Annotated in this window: 14 protein-coding genes; 7 read left to right on the top strand and 7 right to left on the bottom strand. The window is 58.3% G+C overall.

Annotated features, from left to right (window positions below):
* Positions 1-96 precede the first annotated feature (96 nt).
* Both NW851_RS03135 and NW851_RS03130 read left to right on the top strand, forming a co-directional pair.
* Positions 97-195, top strand: a complete 99-nt coding sequence (locus NW851_RS03135; RefSeq protein ID WP_011429542.1) for a photosystem II reaction center protein T — start codon at positions 97-99, stop codon at positions 193-195.
* A gap of 380 nt (positions 196-575) precedes the next feature.
* The gene (locus NW851_RS03130) at positions 576-983 is read left to right on the top strand and encodes a response regulator (protein ID WP_414335086.1); all 408 of its coding nucleotides are present in this window, start codon (positions 576-578) and stop codon (positions 981-983) included.
* Here NW851_RS03130 and purQ read toward each other — a convergent pair whose 3' ends face one another.
* Positions 984-1661 carry a phosphoribosylformylglycinamidine synthase subunit PurQ gene (purQ, locus tag NW851_RS03125; protein ID WP_414335087.1) on the bottom strand — a complete coding sequence of 226 codons (678 nt, stop codon included), beginning with the start codon at positions 1659-1661 and terminating at the stop codon, positions 984-986.
* Between the two features lie 98 nt (positions 1662-1759).
* Between purQ and murD the strand changes: the two genes are divergently transcribed.
* Entirely contained in the window at positions 1760-3184 is a 1425-nt protein-coding gene (murD, locus tag NW851_RS03120; RefSeq protein ID WP_414335088.1) for a UDP-N-acetylmuramoyl-L-alanine--D-glutamate ligase, read from the top strand.
* Positions 3129-4253, top strand: a complete 1125-nt coding sequence (locus tag NW851_RS03115) for an FtsW/RodA/SpoVE family cell cycle protein (RefSeq protein WP_414335089.1) — start codon at positions 3129-3131, stop codon at positions 4251-4253. Before murD ends, NW851_RS03115 begins: the two co-directional genes overlap by 56 nt.
* A gap of 128 nt (positions 4254-4381) precedes the next feature.
* Here the strand turns inward: NW851_RS03115 and NW851_RS03110 are convergent, their stop codons facing one another.
* Together NW851_RS03110 and NW851_RS03105 are read right to left on the bottom strand one after the other, a co-directional pair.
* Positions 4382-4621: a hypothetical protein gene (locus tag NW851_RS03110; RefSeq protein ID WP_414335090.1), complete on the bottom strand. Its 240-nt coding sequence runs from the start codon at positions 4619-4621 to the stop codon at positions 4382-4384.
* Between the two features lie 69 nt (positions 4622-4690).
* Positions 4691-5314 (bottom strand): hypothetical protein, encoded by a 624-nt coding sequence (locus tag NW851_RS03105; RefSeq protein WP_414335091.1) that lies wholly within the window; start codon positions 5312-5314, stop codon positions 4691-4693.
* A 342-nt stretch (positions 5315-5656) separates the two neighbouring features.
* Here NW851_RS03105 and NW851_RS03100 point away from each other — a divergent pair, with 342 nt between their 5' ends.
* A complete protein-coding gene (locus NW851_RS03100) occupies positions 5657-5836 on the top strand; it encodes a hypothetical protein (protein ID WP_414335092.1) in 180 nt (59 codons plus the stop codon).
* A 196-nt stretch (positions 5837-6032) separates the two neighbouring features.
* On the opposite strand, the gene NW851_RS03095 is transcribed toward NW851_RS03100, so the two are convergent.
* Both NW851_RS03095 and pdhA read right to left on the bottom strand, forming a co-directional pair.
* A complete protein-coding gene (locus NW851_RS03095) occupies positions 6033-7613 on the bottom strand; it encodes an NAD(P)H-quinone oxidoreductase subunit 4 (RefSeq protein WP_414335093.1) in 1581 nt (526 codons plus the stop codon).
* A 295-nt stretch (positions 7614-7908) separates the two neighbouring features.
* The gene (gene pdhA / locus NW851_RS03090; protein ID WP_414337003.1) at positions 7909-8910 is read right to left on the bottom strand and encodes a pyruvate dehydrogenase (acetyl-transferring) E1 component subunit alpha; all 1002 of its coding nucleotides are present in this window, start codon (positions 8908-8910) and stop codon (positions 7909-7911) included.
* Positions 8911-9259: 349 nt separating this feature from the next.
* Here pdhA and NW851_RS03085 point away from each other — a divergent pair, with 349 nt between their 5' ends.
* Positions 9260-10081, top strand: a complete 822-nt coding sequence (locus tag NW851_RS03085) for a phosphatidate cytidylyltransferase (protein WP_414337001.1) — start codon at positions 9260-9262, stop codon at positions 10079-10081.
* Positions 10082-10223: 142 nt separating this feature from the next.
* On the opposite strand, the gene NW851_RS03080 is transcribed toward NW851_RS03085, so the two are convergent.
* Both NW851_RS03080 and NW851_RS03075 read right to left on the bottom strand, forming a co-directional pair.
* Complete coding sequence (locus NW851_RS03080) at positions 10224-10709, bottom strand: putative iron-sulfur cluster-binding metallochaperone (protein WP_414336999.1); 486 nt, start codon at positions 10707-10709, stop codon at positions 10224-10226.
* A 244-nt stretch (positions 10710-10953) separates the two neighbouring features.
* On the bottom strand, positions 10954-11208 hold the full coding sequence (locus NW851_RS03075; protein ID WP_414335398.1) for a hypothetical protein: 255 nt from the start codon (positions 11206-11208) through the stop codon (positions 10954-10956).
* A gap of 466 nt (positions 11209-11674) precedes the next feature.
* On the opposite strand from NW851_RS03075, the gene NW851_RS03070 reads away from it, so the two are divergent.
* Complete coding sequence (locus NW851_RS03070; RefSeq protein WP_414336997.1) at positions 11675-14413, top strand: valine--tRNA ligase; 2739 nt, start codon at positions 11675-11677, stop codon at positions 14411-14413.
* Positions 14414-14540: the final 127 nt, after the last annotated feature.

Genomic DNA, 14540 nt, shown 5'->3' with positions numbered 1-14540 from the left:
ACCGTCGGCACTCTGTTTCTCTGGAGAGATGGGGTGCTGGCGGCTCCAAGCTAATCTGGAATTAAGCCCCCTTAGAATTTTGATTTGGAGGTCGGTATGGAAGCCATCACCTACACCTTTATTCTGTTTTTGACCTTGGGCCTTCTGTTTTTTGCCGTCGCCTTTCGCGAAACTCCTAGGATTCAGAAGAAGTAATCTGCGCTAGGGGCTGCTGTTGTCGGCTTGCCGAGAGCGTTAGCGGATTGAGGCGGCCCAAAGAGACGGCAGTTGTACCCCGTACAAGGCCGGAAAAATCCCCGGCCTTGTTTTGTTTTCAGATGGCGCTCGGTTCCAGGCTGGTAGAGTATCCCACAGGCAAACCAGCAAAGCTGTTTTCAAAACGGTAGCTGTCCTCTTCTGCTGGTAGAGGGGGTAGCTGCTGGTTCTACTTTATTGAGATTTGTTATCAGTATCTTAGAGGGGGAGCCCTTGTCCCACTGCTCGAATGGGATCGCTAGAATTGCTTCGGGATGGTTTCCAGAACTATGGGGATTGCCGGGGCTTGAGTTCGCAACTAAGTCAACTTTAGGTTAGCGATGGCAACAGTGCTGCTGGTGGAAGACGATCCAATTAACGCCCGCGTTTTCGACAAAGTGTTGCGGCGGCGAGGCGGGTTTGAGGTCTTTCACAGCCAGGATGTGGAGGAAATCCTACGGCTGGCGCAGGCGCGCGAGGTGGACGTGATTTTGCTGGATGTCTCCCTTTCTCAAAGCACCTTTCGTGGCGAGGCAGTGGACGGGATCCGCATTGCCCAACTGCTGAAGGGGGATCCCAAAAGCCGCTCCATTCCCATCATTTTGGTGACGGCCCACGCCATGCGCGGCGACCGCGAGGCCTTTTTGGCCCAGAGTGGGGCCGATGGCTATATTGCTAAGCCAGTAGTGGATCACGAGGAGATGGTGAACCAAGTGCGCCAGGTGTTGGCTCAGGCCCAGCAGTCTTAGTCAACTGGCAAGACTGGTTACGATGGACTGCCAAAAAGGGATCCCATCCTGCCCTGGCAAATCGGGATCTGCCGCCCGCTCCGGGTGGGGCATCAGGCCGAGGATGCGACCGCTGGGATCGCAAATGCCGGCAATGTTATCCACCGAGCCGTTGGGCGCGACCGGAGCATAGCGAAAGACGATCTGCCCCCTGTCTTGCAACTGCTTGAGGGTGTCGGCATCGCAGGTGTAGCGGCCTTCTCCATGGGCAATGGGCAGGGTCAGGGTGGCTCCGCCGGGGTAAGCCTTTGTCCACAGGAGATCCTGCCGTTCCACGCGGATCCCCACCCGGTCGCAGATAAAGTGCAGGTTGGCGTTGCGCACCAGCGCCCCCGGCAGCAGGCCGGCTTCTGTCAAGATCTGGAAGCCGTTGCAAATGCCCAAGACATAGCCCCCCCGCGCCACATGCTCGGCCAGGGATCCCATCACCGGCGCAAAGCGGGCGATGGCCCCGCAACGCAAATAATCCCCGTAGCTGAAGCCCCCCGGCAGCACCACCACATCCAGCCCTGACAAATCCGTCTCCCGGTGCCAGATCAACCGCGTTGGGCAGCCGCAAAGGCTGCGGGCCACCCAGGCTACGTCTCGGTCGCAATTAGACCCGGGAAAAACAACAATGCCAAACCTCACGCCGGCCATCGGGATCCCTTGAGAAAGCGTTATGTGAGAGAGAAGAAGAGGGTGATGGATGTAGCCATTGTAAGATCCAGACCTAGGGGGATGATGGGGAAACCAACGTGGGCCATCAGGTTTTGGGGCTGGGTATTGCGGGGCTGGCGGCAGCGCGACTGTTGCGGGCCCAAGGGTATGAAGTGCTGGTTTGGGATGAGCAAGAGTCCCCTCTCCTGCGGCAGCGGCAGGCCGAGTTGAGCCAGGAAGGGATCCCCGTTCGGCTGGGGGAGCCTTTTCAACTGGCAACAGGAGTGGAGCAGGTGGTGGTCAGTCCGGGCATTGCCTGGGATCACCCGCTGCTGCAGGCGGCGCGTCAACAGGGGATCGAGGTGGTGGGGGAAGCGGAGCTGGCCTGGCGCTACCTTGAGCACCTGCCTTGGGTGGGGATCACCGGCACCAACGGCAAAAGCACCACCACGGCGCTGGTGGCGGAGATGTTCAAAGCCGCGGGGCTAGAAGGGATCCCCTGCGGCAATATCGGCCTTCCCCTCTCTCAGGTGGCTTTGGAAACGCTCCAGGGAAAGCTAGAGCCGGATTGGATCGTGGCGGAGCTGAGCAGCTATCAGTTGGAAGCCAGCAGCCGCCTCATGAGCAGTACGCCTGGGGGGCCGCCGCGCATTGGGGTGTGGACCACCTTCACTCCCGATCACTTGGAACGGCACGGGACGCTGGAGCGCTATGCCGGCTTCAAGGCTCGCCTCTTGGATCGGGCCCAGTGGCGGGTCGTGAATGGCGAGGATCCCTACCTGTGCCGCCGCCGACAGGACTGGGAAAACACCTATTGGATTTCCCTTGTTGCTGGACAACGGGATCCCACTGCATTCGTTGACCTGCGGGAAAGCTGCCTCTATATCCAGGGGGAAGCGGTGGCGGAGTTGGGAGACTTTGCAGAACGCTGCCCCGGCCAACACAATCTGCAAAACCTGCTCTTGGCGGCAGCAGCAGCGCGTCTGGCCGGGATCCCCAACGCCGCCATTCAAAAAGCCATCCGATCCTTTGCCGGCATGCCCCATCGGCTGGAGCGGGTGGCGCAAATCCAGATGGGATCCACCCTCATCCGCTTCGTCAACGACAGCAAGGCCACCAACTACGAGGCCGGCTGGGTGGCGCTCAACGCCCTCCCCCCACCCATTGTTTTGATTGCCGGGGGAAGGGCCAAGCAGGGGGATCCCGCCGCCTGGCTGCAGTTGATTCGGGCCAAGGTGGCGCGGGTGCTGCTGATTGGAGAGGCTGGCCCCACTCTGGCCGCGGCCCTCAAGGGGATCCACTATACTGACGTTGAGCTCGTGCCAACCCTAGATCTAGCTGTGGAAAGGGCCTTGGCAGCGGCCTGTTCCCTCTCGCGTCAGCGGGACGGAGCCCCTGCTCAACCCATCACCGTTTTGCTGTCTCCCGCCTGCGCCAGTTTCGACCAGTACTCCAGCTTTGAACACCGTGGCAACCATTTCCGAGCCTGCTGCCAAGCCCTCCAGGGATCCCTGGAATGCTGAAGCTCGCTGGCTGCGCTGGCTCACCCTGGTCTGGCTGGCTCTGGGGCTGATGATGCTGTTTTCTGCTTCCTACCCCGTGGCTCAGCGGATCAGTGGCGATGGCCTCTACTTTTTCAGGCGTCAATTGGTCTGGGCCGGGCTGGGGCTGAGTTGCTTTTCGGCTCTGGTGCGGATCCCCTTGCGGCGCTGGTTCCCCTGGGCCGGGATCCTCTGCTTGGTGGGAGTTGGCTTGGTGTGGGCCACCCAAGTGCCGGGGCTGGGGGTTTCCCGCCTGGAGGCCAGCCGCTGGCTGGACTTAAAGGTGATCCCGATTATCCAGCCTTCCGAATTGCTCAAGCCCCTGTTGGTGTTGCAGGGAGCCTGGGTCTTTGGCCGCTGGTTTCACCACCCGCTCTGGTTCCGCGTCTTGTGGGTGGGCATCTTCGCCTTTGCCCTCTTGGGGATCCTCGCCCAGCCCAACCTGGGCACCACGGCCATTTGTGGCCTTACCCTCTGGGTCATGGCTTGGGCTGCCGGGATCCCAGCTTTCTCCCTTCTGGCCACAGCGGGGCTGGGGATTCTGGCAACCGTGGCCAGCATTCTCAGCAAAGACTACCAACGGCGGCGCATCCTGGCTTTTTTGGATCCCTGGGGCAATGCCCAAGGGGATGGCTACCAGTTGGTGCAAAGCCTGTTGGCCATTGGCTCTGGCGGCCTGTGGGGCAAGGGGTATGGCCTTTCCCAGCAAAAGCTGTTTTATCTGCCCATCCAATACACCGACTTCATCTTCTCGGTGTACGCAGAGGAGTTCGGCTTGGCCGGATCCCTGTTCTTTCTGGGGCTACTGACCTTCTATACCCTGCTGGGCTGGCGGGTGATGGGTCGCTGCCGAGAGTTGCCCATTCGCCTGGTAGCCTGCGGCTGCCTGATGTTTTTGGTGGGGCAGTCGCTAATGAATATCGGCGTGGTCACCGGGATCCTGCCCACCACAGGTGTGCCCCTGCCTTTGTTCAGCCATGGCGGCAGCTCTATTTTGGCAGGGCTGATCACAGCAGGATTGTTGGTGCGGGCAGCCCGCGAAGCAGGATGAAGGGATCCCTTCACCTAAGCCGCAAGCCCAGATGGGCAGGGAGCTCTATTTGAGATTTCCTAGTGGTTGATCTCTGCTTTAGTCCGGTTTCTCAATGCAGCACAACCCAAAGCCGATTGATACTGAGCCTAAATCCAGCCCATCTCATCCAAAACAAGGGTAAATACGGTCGCGCAACAGGCCACCCACAGCGACACATGAGCCGGCTGACCGTGGGCAATGCAAACACCGGCTGCCACTACAGCGCCCGCAGCAGCAGAAAAGGTGCGGCCTGCCCAATTGCCTTTAGAGGGCTTATCAGAAGAATTGAATTTGTTAAACATTTTTACAGCGGAAAGAGGATACAAAAGGAACACATCCCACAGCAAACTGCCTCAGATTATCACCCTCTAGCTCGACTCAAGAAGGATCCAAGGCCATTCTCAACATTTCTTCGCCTATACTTCAATCTTTCGTAAAATCGCGCTGAGATGCTCGTAATCGTCCCGCAACAGCGAGCTTAACTGCCGACCTGCCTGTAAAAGCCAGTTGCGATCCCAGTTCAGGATTCGGTAAGTCTGGCGAATCACGGCAGCCACCAGCTCATCGGTCGGGATCCCGTTGACCCGTAGCAGAGTACGCAAAAACTCGAAAGAGCGGCAAAACTCCCTGACCTCTGTATCGGAGCAGAGATAAACTGGCTGGTGAATCTGGGGAGGGCGTGGCGGCAGGTACTGGTAGACCCGCCCCCCACTGACAAAGCCGACAATGGCCGCGCGGAAATCGGTGCGCAACATGGCGAAAATTTGAGGCTGCTGCTCCCGCAACTCCTCAGGGGAGAGACCCAAAGCTCGGGTGCGGTGAATCGTGTCGATGGGCGCAATGGCGGCATAGCAAACCACTCCATAGATCGGGTTGCCGGTCTCCTCGTCTTGGGAGCGCGTCCAACTGCCGAGAGCAGGCATGGGCGGGAAGGTCAAGCGTTCCGGCTCGAAGCACTGGGCCACAAAGGTTGTGGTGTTGGCCTCCACCACTTCTGCAAAAGCAGCGGCGGGCTGGGGGGAGGTGGCCTTGGCTCTCATCGTTGTTTTGGACTTCTCAAGGGTTGCTGCTATAAAGGTTGGCAAACAGAGGTAGAACCCAGACCTTCAGGCCAGTAGAGAGATGGGATCTTTCCGGTTTTAAGACTTGTGAAGATAGAGGGGATCCACTCAGCCAATATTTTGCCCTTTTTACAAGGTTTTTCTCGTTCCCGGACGGCGAATCGGCAACCCAGCAGCTGATGAGATCCCTATTGCTAAGAAAGTTAGCCGACTTTGGAGATGCCTGTGTAATATATTTTTTCACACACTCCCGTGCAAATTGGCCATTCTGGGTATTAGCCATCCTAAGTATTGAGCAGTTGGCGAGCGGAGGGAGAAACCATGAATGCTCAGCAACGTGGCCAAATCATCGCTTCGGAGTGGATGATCGACAGCCAAAACCCGGTACACTCCATTTCTCGGCTCAAGCGTCGGGCGACCTATTCGGATGTAACCCTCTGGTGGTTGGTGGTGCAGCTAAACCTGATGGAACAGAACTCCATTCGTACCGATCACCGCTAGGATTGGCAGCCCAAGAACAATCAACCATCGGAAAATCCCAGCCCAGGAGCATCCCCAATCCCAAATCCAACCTTAAAACTTAAAAGAAGCTTAAAAAACAAAAAGAAGAGCTGAAGGTTGAGTCGAGTTGCTCCTCGAACACCAGCTCTTCTGGGCTAATTGAGGGATAGAGAACAACCGAGGTCTTGACCCCGTTTCAATCTTCCAGGGTCAGAGCCGCCACCTGGGCCGGTTGCACCGGCAAGAAAGGCCGCTGCACAATTTCAGTTGCCAACACACTGCGCAACTGAGCAGCTACCGCCACCGTCGTAACATCGTAGGTTTGGGTAGCCAGCCGCGGGTAGAGGCCAATGCCGAGAATCGGCAACAGCAGACAGAGAGCCACCGCCATTTCTCGCGGGCGCAGATCCCCCAGGTAGTCTTCCAACACCAAGCCGGGATCCTGAGCCCCGTAGAACACCTGCCGCAGCATAGAGAGCAAGTAAATGGGCGTCAGAATAATGCCCACTGCCGCCAGCAGAGCAATTCCTGCCTTGAAGGTCGGCGCATAGGCATCGCTGGTGATCAAGCCCAAGAACACCGTCAGCTCACCCACAAATCCGCTCATCCCGGGTAGCGCCAACGAGGCCAGGGATCCTGCTGTAAACAGGGCAAAAGCCTTTGGCATTTGCTTGGCCAACCCGCCCAACTTGTCGAGGGCAAGGGTATGGGTGCGCTCGTAGGTGATCCCTGTCAGGAAGAACAAAACTGCAGCGATCAGACCGTGGGAGATCATTTGCAAGAGGGCGCCGTTGATGCCCAACTCCGTGAAGGCAGAGATCCCGATCAACACAAAGCCCATATGGGCAATGGACGAATAGGCCAAGCGCCGCTTGAGGTGGTTTTGCCCAAAGGCGGCCAGCGCCCCGTAGATGATGTTCACCGTGCCCAACACCGCCAGCACCGGGGCAAAGTACACATGGGCCTCCGACAAGATGCCCACGTTCAGGCGGATGAGGCCGTAGCCCCCCATCTTGAGCAGCACCCCGGCCAGGATCATGGAAATGGGCGCCGAGGCTTCGCTATGAGCATCCGGCAGCCAGGTGTGAACTGGAAAAATCGGCAGCTTCACCCCAAAGGCAATCAGGAAAGCCGCATACACCAAGATCTGCAGTGCCAGCGGGTAGGATTTTGCGCTCAGCTCTGCCATCTCCAAGCTAAAGCCCTCGCCGTAGAAGGCCATCGCCAGGGATCCCACCAGAATAAAAATAGAGGCGGCAGCGGTGTAGAGGATGAACTTGGTGGCGGCGTACTGGCGCTGCGGCCCACCCCAAATGGCAATCAGCAGATAGACCGGCACCAGCTCGATCTCCCACATCAAGAAGAACAGGAGCAGATCCTGCGCCAGGAACACGCCCACCTGGGCGCCGTACATCAGCAGCAGCAGGAAGAAAAACAAACGCGGCTTGTGGGTGAGATTCCAAGCCGCCCCGATCGACAGGGTCGTAATCAAGCCCGAGAGCAACACCAGCGGAAAGGACAGGCCATCCACCGCCAGCGACCAGTGAAACCCGATCTGGGGCACCCAGGCGTAGCGCTCCGCCAGTTGCAGCGAAAAATCCTGCAGGTCGTAGTGCCGCGCAAAGACATAGACCATCAGACCCAAATCAAAAGCCCCCACAGCGAGGGCATACCAACGCGCCCAACGGCTCTGAGGGATCAAAGGGATCCCAAAGGCTGCCAGCAGCGGCAAGAGCACCAGGGCCGACAGCCAAGGAAACTCAAGAGGATTGCTCATGACCAGGAATAAATACTCATGCTCAATACCTCAATGATATGAAGCTATGTAAACAAATGGGAAGTGATATTTACAAAAAAGGCTGCTCTATTGCGCAGATCTCTGGAAGGGTTTCCCGATGTTAAGCATTGAGGATCCTCGAGGGTTGCTGGGCTCAGGTGGGTCGCTGATGCCTTCACACCCTTTTCGGGGTCGGCAGGATCCCTCAGCTCAAAAGAGCCAGCCCTGCCTGTAATCCGTCGGAACAGGCTGGAAACAGATCGGCGGCCTTTTGTGGCTGGGGTTTGCCCTGGATCTATTCGTCTTCGGCAAACACAAAGCGATGTAGCTCGTCCAGGGTGGGCTCTGGGCTTTCGAGGGCAAAGGTTACCGCATCTTCAATCGCAGCGCCAACCTCGGCGTGGATGGCCTGAAAGTCTGCCTCGGTCATCAAGTTGTGTTCCAATGCGTAGCGTTCCAGTCGTTGGATGGGATCCCGCTGCCGCCAGAACTCTTTTTCTTCCGGGCTGCGCAGCTCGTCAGGATCGGCGAGGGAATGGCCCCGGAAACGATAGGTGATGCACTCCAGCAGGGTGGGGCCTTCGCCGGCGCGGGCCCGGGCAATAGCTTGTTGGGCAGCCTCTCGCACCGCCAGCACGTCCATGCCGTCCACTTGGTAGCCGGGCATGCCAAAAGCAGGGCCCTTGAGGTAGATGTTGGTTACTGAAGTGGCCCGTTTGTGGGCCATGCCGATAGCCCAGAAGTTGTTTTCCACCACATAGAGGATGGGCAACTTCCAGAGGGCGGCCATGTTGAGACACTCGTAGAACTGGCCGTTGTTGCAGGCTCCATCCCCAAAGAAGCAGGCTGTCACCTGGTCGGTGCCGCGGTACTTGGCCGAAAAGGCCGCCCCTGTGGCCACCGGGATCCCCTCGGCCACAAAGGCATAGCCGCCCAAAAAGTTGTGCTCCGCCGAGAACAGGTGCATCGAGCCGCCGCGGCCCTTGCTGCAGCCGGTGGCCTTTCCGAACAGCTCCGCCATCACCGCCCGCGGGGGGATCCCGGCGCTGAGGGCATGCACGTGATCCCGGTAGGTGCTGCACACGTAGTCGGTGGGCTTGAGCGCCTTGATCACCCCCGTGGAAACAGCCTCTTGGCCGTTGTACAGGTGCACAAAGCCGAACATCTTGCCCTTGTAGTACATCTCGGCGCACTTGTCCTCAAACAGGCGGCCCAGCACCATGTCTTCATAGAGAAGGCGAGCCTCTTGGGCAGAAATGCGAGCAGTCGTAGAGCGAGAAGTAAGTTCTTGAACCATGCTGCAGTGCAACGAGTCAGGAATGTCCTAGGCGGTCAGCAGTGAGCTTTGCAGTTTGCCTATTATCTCATGCTCAAGGATCGCTTGTTGGGATTTGCCTGCCACCTTGCCCGTAAGTTCCACCCTGTAGGGCCAAGGGCAGTTGTTTGAGATCCAGGAGAGTTAAACTGAAGGGCTAGGGCAAGAGGCGTTTCCATTTTGCAGCAGCCGCATCAAGACTTCGTCGCGCAGACGCGAATCCCGAACACCAAGAGCGCAAGGATGAGGGCTTCTTCTGCCTTCGGATCGGACTTCGACCTGGAGCCGCGGGCAAGAGATATTTGGCCAACCAACGTGACGGGGTGCGCCTATGGGAGCCCGTTGGGTTAGCGGTTTTGCGGCGGTGCTGTTTGCCCTGACGGTCACCCTGCTAGGGGGCTGGTACTTCACGGCGGCCATGGGGCTAATCGTCTTTCTGGCCCAACTGGAGTTCTTTCGCTTGGTGCAGGCCAAGGGCAATGCACCGGCCATGCGCACCACCATGTTTTCCAGCCAAGTGCTGGTGATTTTGCAGCAGGTTAAGCCGGAGTGGACCAGCCCTGCTTTTATCGTGGCCGGTTCTGTGATCTGCTTTTATCTGCTTTTTAAGCCCAAGCTGGCCACCATCGCCGACATTGCCACCTCGATTTTGGGATTGTTTTACTGCGCGCTGTTGCCCAGCTTCTGGATTCGGGTCAGGGCTTTGTCTTTTTCCCAAGGACTGGGGGAAGGGCTGTGGATTACGCTGTTGGCTATTGGCTGTGTCATTGCTGCCGATGTAGCGGCCTACCTCTGTGGGCGGGCCTTTGGGCGCACCAAGCTCTCCCTCCTCAGCCCAAAAAAAACGGTGGAAGGGGCCGTGGCCGGGGTCGCAGCCAGCGTGGCCCTGGCCATGGCCGGAGCCTACTATCTGAACTGGCCCTGGCGCTGGTGGAGCGGCAGCGTGCTGGGGTTTTTGATTGGGCTAACGAGCCTGTTGGGCGACCTAACGGAATCGCTGATGAAGCGGGATGCCGGTGTCAAAGACTCCGGGGATCTCATCCCCGGCCACGGCGGCATTTTGGATCGGGGCGATAGCTACGTCTTTACCGGACCTCTAGTGTTTTACTTTATGGAATGCCTGGAATGGCTCAACGCCTATTTCAGCCGATAATTGCGATAATTCCCACCCCAGCCAAGAAGGTTCTAGACACAAGTTTGCCTTTAGAAGGTTGGACAATCTGTGCGCAATCCTCGTAGGAATGGTACGACCAAAGCTACCCTTGGAACGGAGAAATCTCTGGTCTTTTGGCTCTTCAGCTATCTCGTTCCCCAACTTTCTCTTGCTGCACTTCTAAGATGACCTGCCTGACATTTTCCAGACAGCAAAACCCCTGGGGGTTGTTGACCTGGCAGCCACAGCGCCTGGCTTTGATGTGGGCGGCAATCTCGGCAAGAATGGCCTGGGGCGTTTTGGATCCCTTCAGCTCTTGCCGGATGCGCCGGCGCGTCCATCCAAAACAGTAGCAGACGGGCACGTCCTCGCCACTTTCTTTTTGAAAGACTGGAACCTTGAGGTCGTCAACCCCAAAGCTTTGACCTTGCTCGGAAAAATAAACAACAGGACAAACGGGATCCCGACAAAACGCATAGCTGCTGTCCGCATCCAGTCGTGCCAAAGCTGGAGGGGACAGCAGGCTCTTCAGAGTAATCAGTTGAATCGGGATCCCTTGCTCCCCACTTTTTGGGCATAAGGGCTGCCAAGCATTAGCAAAAAATGGTGCAAGGGGTTCTCTTGTCATGAGTTATCGAGCTGTTGTTGAAAGATAGTGCAAGAAGAACTTTTCTCTTGCTCAGAAAACTTTTGTTGACACTTTTCAATGAGTGTCGACAACTCCCCTTTGAGTTCCTGCAGATGGGCAAGCGATTCATCAGTTTGTCTTTGCTTTTCGCTTGGCTCTATGGGCATCTGCCAACAGGGAAGGACCTGCCCACTGTCCTGAAGCAGTAGCGATTCTTTGAACTCGCCCGGTATGTGTAAGGCCCTCAATTTAAAATTGCCTGGCATTCGGGCCGCTCCAAAAACACTTCTGGCAAAATGGAATCCCCAAAGTACCCTGGCGGCGCAATCACTATGGCAAACCCCTTCAGATTCAACTCGGTTTCGTCGTAAACCACCAGTTGGCTGAAACCGGCGGCAGGATCCCCCTCCATATCGAGAATGCGGGCTTTTCGCTGGATAATCCAAGGGGTCTCCCCTTCTAGTTCAGAAGGGGCCAGAGGGCGATCTAGGCCAAACACGAACTCTCCACTTCGACCCACAAGAGTCCACTCTAAGCTATTGAGCTTCTCTGTACCTGCGAAGCAAAAGGCGTAATCGCTGTACGGAACAAAATACAGTCCTACCAGCCGGGATTTTTCATCAGGGTGGCTGCGGGCACTCAAGCAAGCCTCAAAACCCAGTAGAGAGGCTGGATCGACGGGCTGCCCATAACAAAGCAGGATGTCGTCTTTTGAGTGTTTCCACCACTCTTGTTGCGCGAAGGCAGGGATCCTACCGGATAAAGCCATTAGAACCATCAGGGCCGTTGCCGCCAATGATCTGTACATAGAGCCGCATCTGAACGCTGAGGATAGCAGTACCTTAGCCCAAAGCGCCTTTCTGCTGGGTGATCGGGATCAGCCTTACCCATCCCCAAAGGGCAAGGGGTTAGACTGCTACTCTATAAAGTGATTCATCCTTCTCAACCGTTGGCCTATTCTCCCCATGACTGCTGCACCTGCCCTCGCCCATCTGCCCAGCCAGTACAACCCCTTTGACACCGAGCCGAAGTGGCAGCGCTTTTGGGAGGAAAAGGGGTTCTACGTAGCGGATCCCAAGGCGCCGGGAGAAGCCTTCAGCATGGTGCTGCCCCCGCCCAACGTCACCGGCAGCCTACACATGGGCCATGCCTTTGCCTTTACCCTGCCGGATGTGGTGGTGCGCTACAAGCGCATGCGCGGCTACAACGTCCTCTGGCTGCCCGGTACGGATCATGCCAGCATTGCCGTGCACACCATCCTGGAAAACCAACTGCGCCAGGAGGGCAAGAGCCGCTTTGACCTGGGCCGCGAGGCTTTTCTGGAGCGGGCCTGGGCCTGGAAGGAGCAATCCCAGGGCACCATCAAAAGCCAACTGCGGCGCCTGGGCCTGTCGCTGGACTGGACGCGGGATCGCTTTACTCTCGATGAGGGGCTGAGCCGGGCAGTTACGGAAGCCTTTGTCCGCCTCTACGAAGCAGGGCTAATTTACCGGGGTGAGTATTTGGTCAACTGGTGTCCGGCCACCCAGTCGGCAGTCTCCGACATTGAGGTGGACAACAAAGAGGTCAAGGGCCACCTCTGGCATTTCCGCTATCCCTTGGCCGCGGATCCCAACCAGTACCTGGTGGTGGCCACCACCCGCCCCGAGACGATGCTGGGGGATACAGCCGTGGCGGTCCACCCGCAAGACGAGCGCTACCGCCATCTCATTGGCCAGTTTGTGCGGCTGCCCATCAAGGATCGCCTTATCCCCATCATCGCCGACGAGTACGTGGATCCCTCCTTTGGCTCCGGCTGTGTCAAAGTTACCCCAGCCCACGATCCCAACGACTTTGAGATGGGCCGTCGCCACCAGTTGCCCTTTATCAACATTCTCAACAAGGACGGCACCCTCAACGAGAACGGGGATCCCTTCACCGGTCTGGATCGCTTTGTCGCCCGCGAGAAGGTGGTGCAGTGGTTTGCCGAGCACGGTCTGCTGGAGAAGGTGGAAGAGTACACCCACAGCGTGCCCTACAGCGACCGCGGGGGCGTGCCCATCGAGCCGCTGCTCTCCATTCAATGGTTTTGCGATGTCTCGGGGATGGGGGCCCGCTGCTTGCAGGAGGAGCGGGAACACCACAACCCCCGCTTTATTCCGGAGCGCTGGACCAAGGTTTACACCGGCTGGCTGGAGAAGCTGCGCCCCTGGTGCATCTCGCGGCAACTGTGGTGGGGGCACCAGATCCCGGCCTGGTATCCGGTCATCGACGGTCAGATCCCTGAGGATCCCCAGGCTTTTGTGGTGGCCCGCAATGCCGAAGAGGCCTGGGCTAAGGCACGGGAGAAGTTTGGCCCGGCCCTCGAGCGGCTGGAGCGGGATCCCGATGTGTTGGACACCTGGTTTAGCTCCGCTCTGTGGCCTTTTTCCACGCTGGGCTGGCCGGAAGAGACAGAGGACTTCAAGCGCTACTACCCCAATTCCCTCATGTCCACGGGCTTCGACATCATCTTTTTCTGGGTGGCCCGCATGGCCATGATGGGAGTGCAGTTTACCGGCCAGATCCCCTTCAAGGATGTCTACATCAACGGCCTGGTGCGGGACGAGCAGGGGGCGAAAATGTCCAAGTCCAAGGGCAACGGCATCGATCCCATCGAGCTTTTGGACAAATACGGCACCGACGCCCTGCGCTACGCTTTGGTTAAAGAAGTGGTGGGGGCAGGGCAGGATATCCGCCTGGCCTACGACCGCAAGACCGGCGAGAGCGCCAGCGTGGAAGCAGCCCGCAACTTCGCCAACAAGATCTGGAACGCCTCCCGCTTTGTGCTCCTGAACCTGGAGGGGCAGACCCCCGCCCAACTGGGATCCCCTGCCCCCGCAGCGCTGGAGCTGGCCGATCGCTGGATCCTGTCGCGGCTGCACTCCACGGCCACCCAGGTTATCGAAGAGCTGGAAGCCTACGGCCTGGGCGAGGGGGCGCGGCTCTTGTATTCCCTGATTTGGGATGACTTCTGCGACTGGTACATCGAGCTGGCCAAGCCGCGGCTGCGGGGAGAAGACCCGACCTCCAAGCGCACGGCACAGCAGGTGTTGGCCACTGTGCTGGAGACCATCCTCCGGCTGCTGCACCCCTGGATGCCCCACGTCACCGAAGAAGTCTGGCAGCTCCTCACCCAGGCCAACCAAGCCACCTCCATCTCCGTCCAGCCCTATCCCGCCCCTGACCCTAACTGGGTTGACCCTCAACTGGAGCGGGAGTTCGGCCTGGTGATCCAGACCATCAGCAGCTTGCGCAACCTGCGGGCAGAGGCTGGCCTTAAGCCCCATCAAACCATCACGGCTCTGCTGGTTACCGAGGATCCCGACGAGCAGCGGATCCTCACCGCCGCTCAAGCCTACATCCGCGATCTGGCCAAGGCCGAGTCCCTAGAAATTACGGGATCCCTGGCCACGGAGCCCAAGCAGGTGGCGGCTGCCGTAGTGGGCACGGTGCAGGTGCTGGTGCCCTTGGCGGGGCTGGTGGATGTGGAGGCGCTGCGGGCTAAAGTGCAAAAAGATCTGGCCAAGCTGGAAAAAGAGGCTCAAGGGATCCGCGCCCGCCTGGAGAACCCCAGTTTCCTCAGTCGGGCCAACCCGGAAGTGGTGCAGGCTAGCCGCGAGCAACTGGCGGAGCTGGAGGCCCAGATGCAGCTCTTGCAAGCCCGCCTGGAAAAGTTGGGCTAGGGCAACGGGGAGCGCTCTCCTTTGGGGCTCTTGACCTGGGCAGCCGAATAGCACCGGCTATTTTGCTATTTTTGTGCAAGGGGAGTGACCATCCCCCATCTCTGTGTTATGATGAAAATTAACTCGA

It is taken from the genome of Synechococcus sp. H55.7, assembly GCF_047462395.1.
Taxonomy (GTDB): domain Bacteria; phylum Cyanobacteriota; class Cyanobacteriia; order Thermostichales; family Thermostichaceae; genus Thermostichus.
Note: the sequence above shows the minus strand (reverse complement) of the source record. Positions and strands in the feature narration are given on the sequence as shown.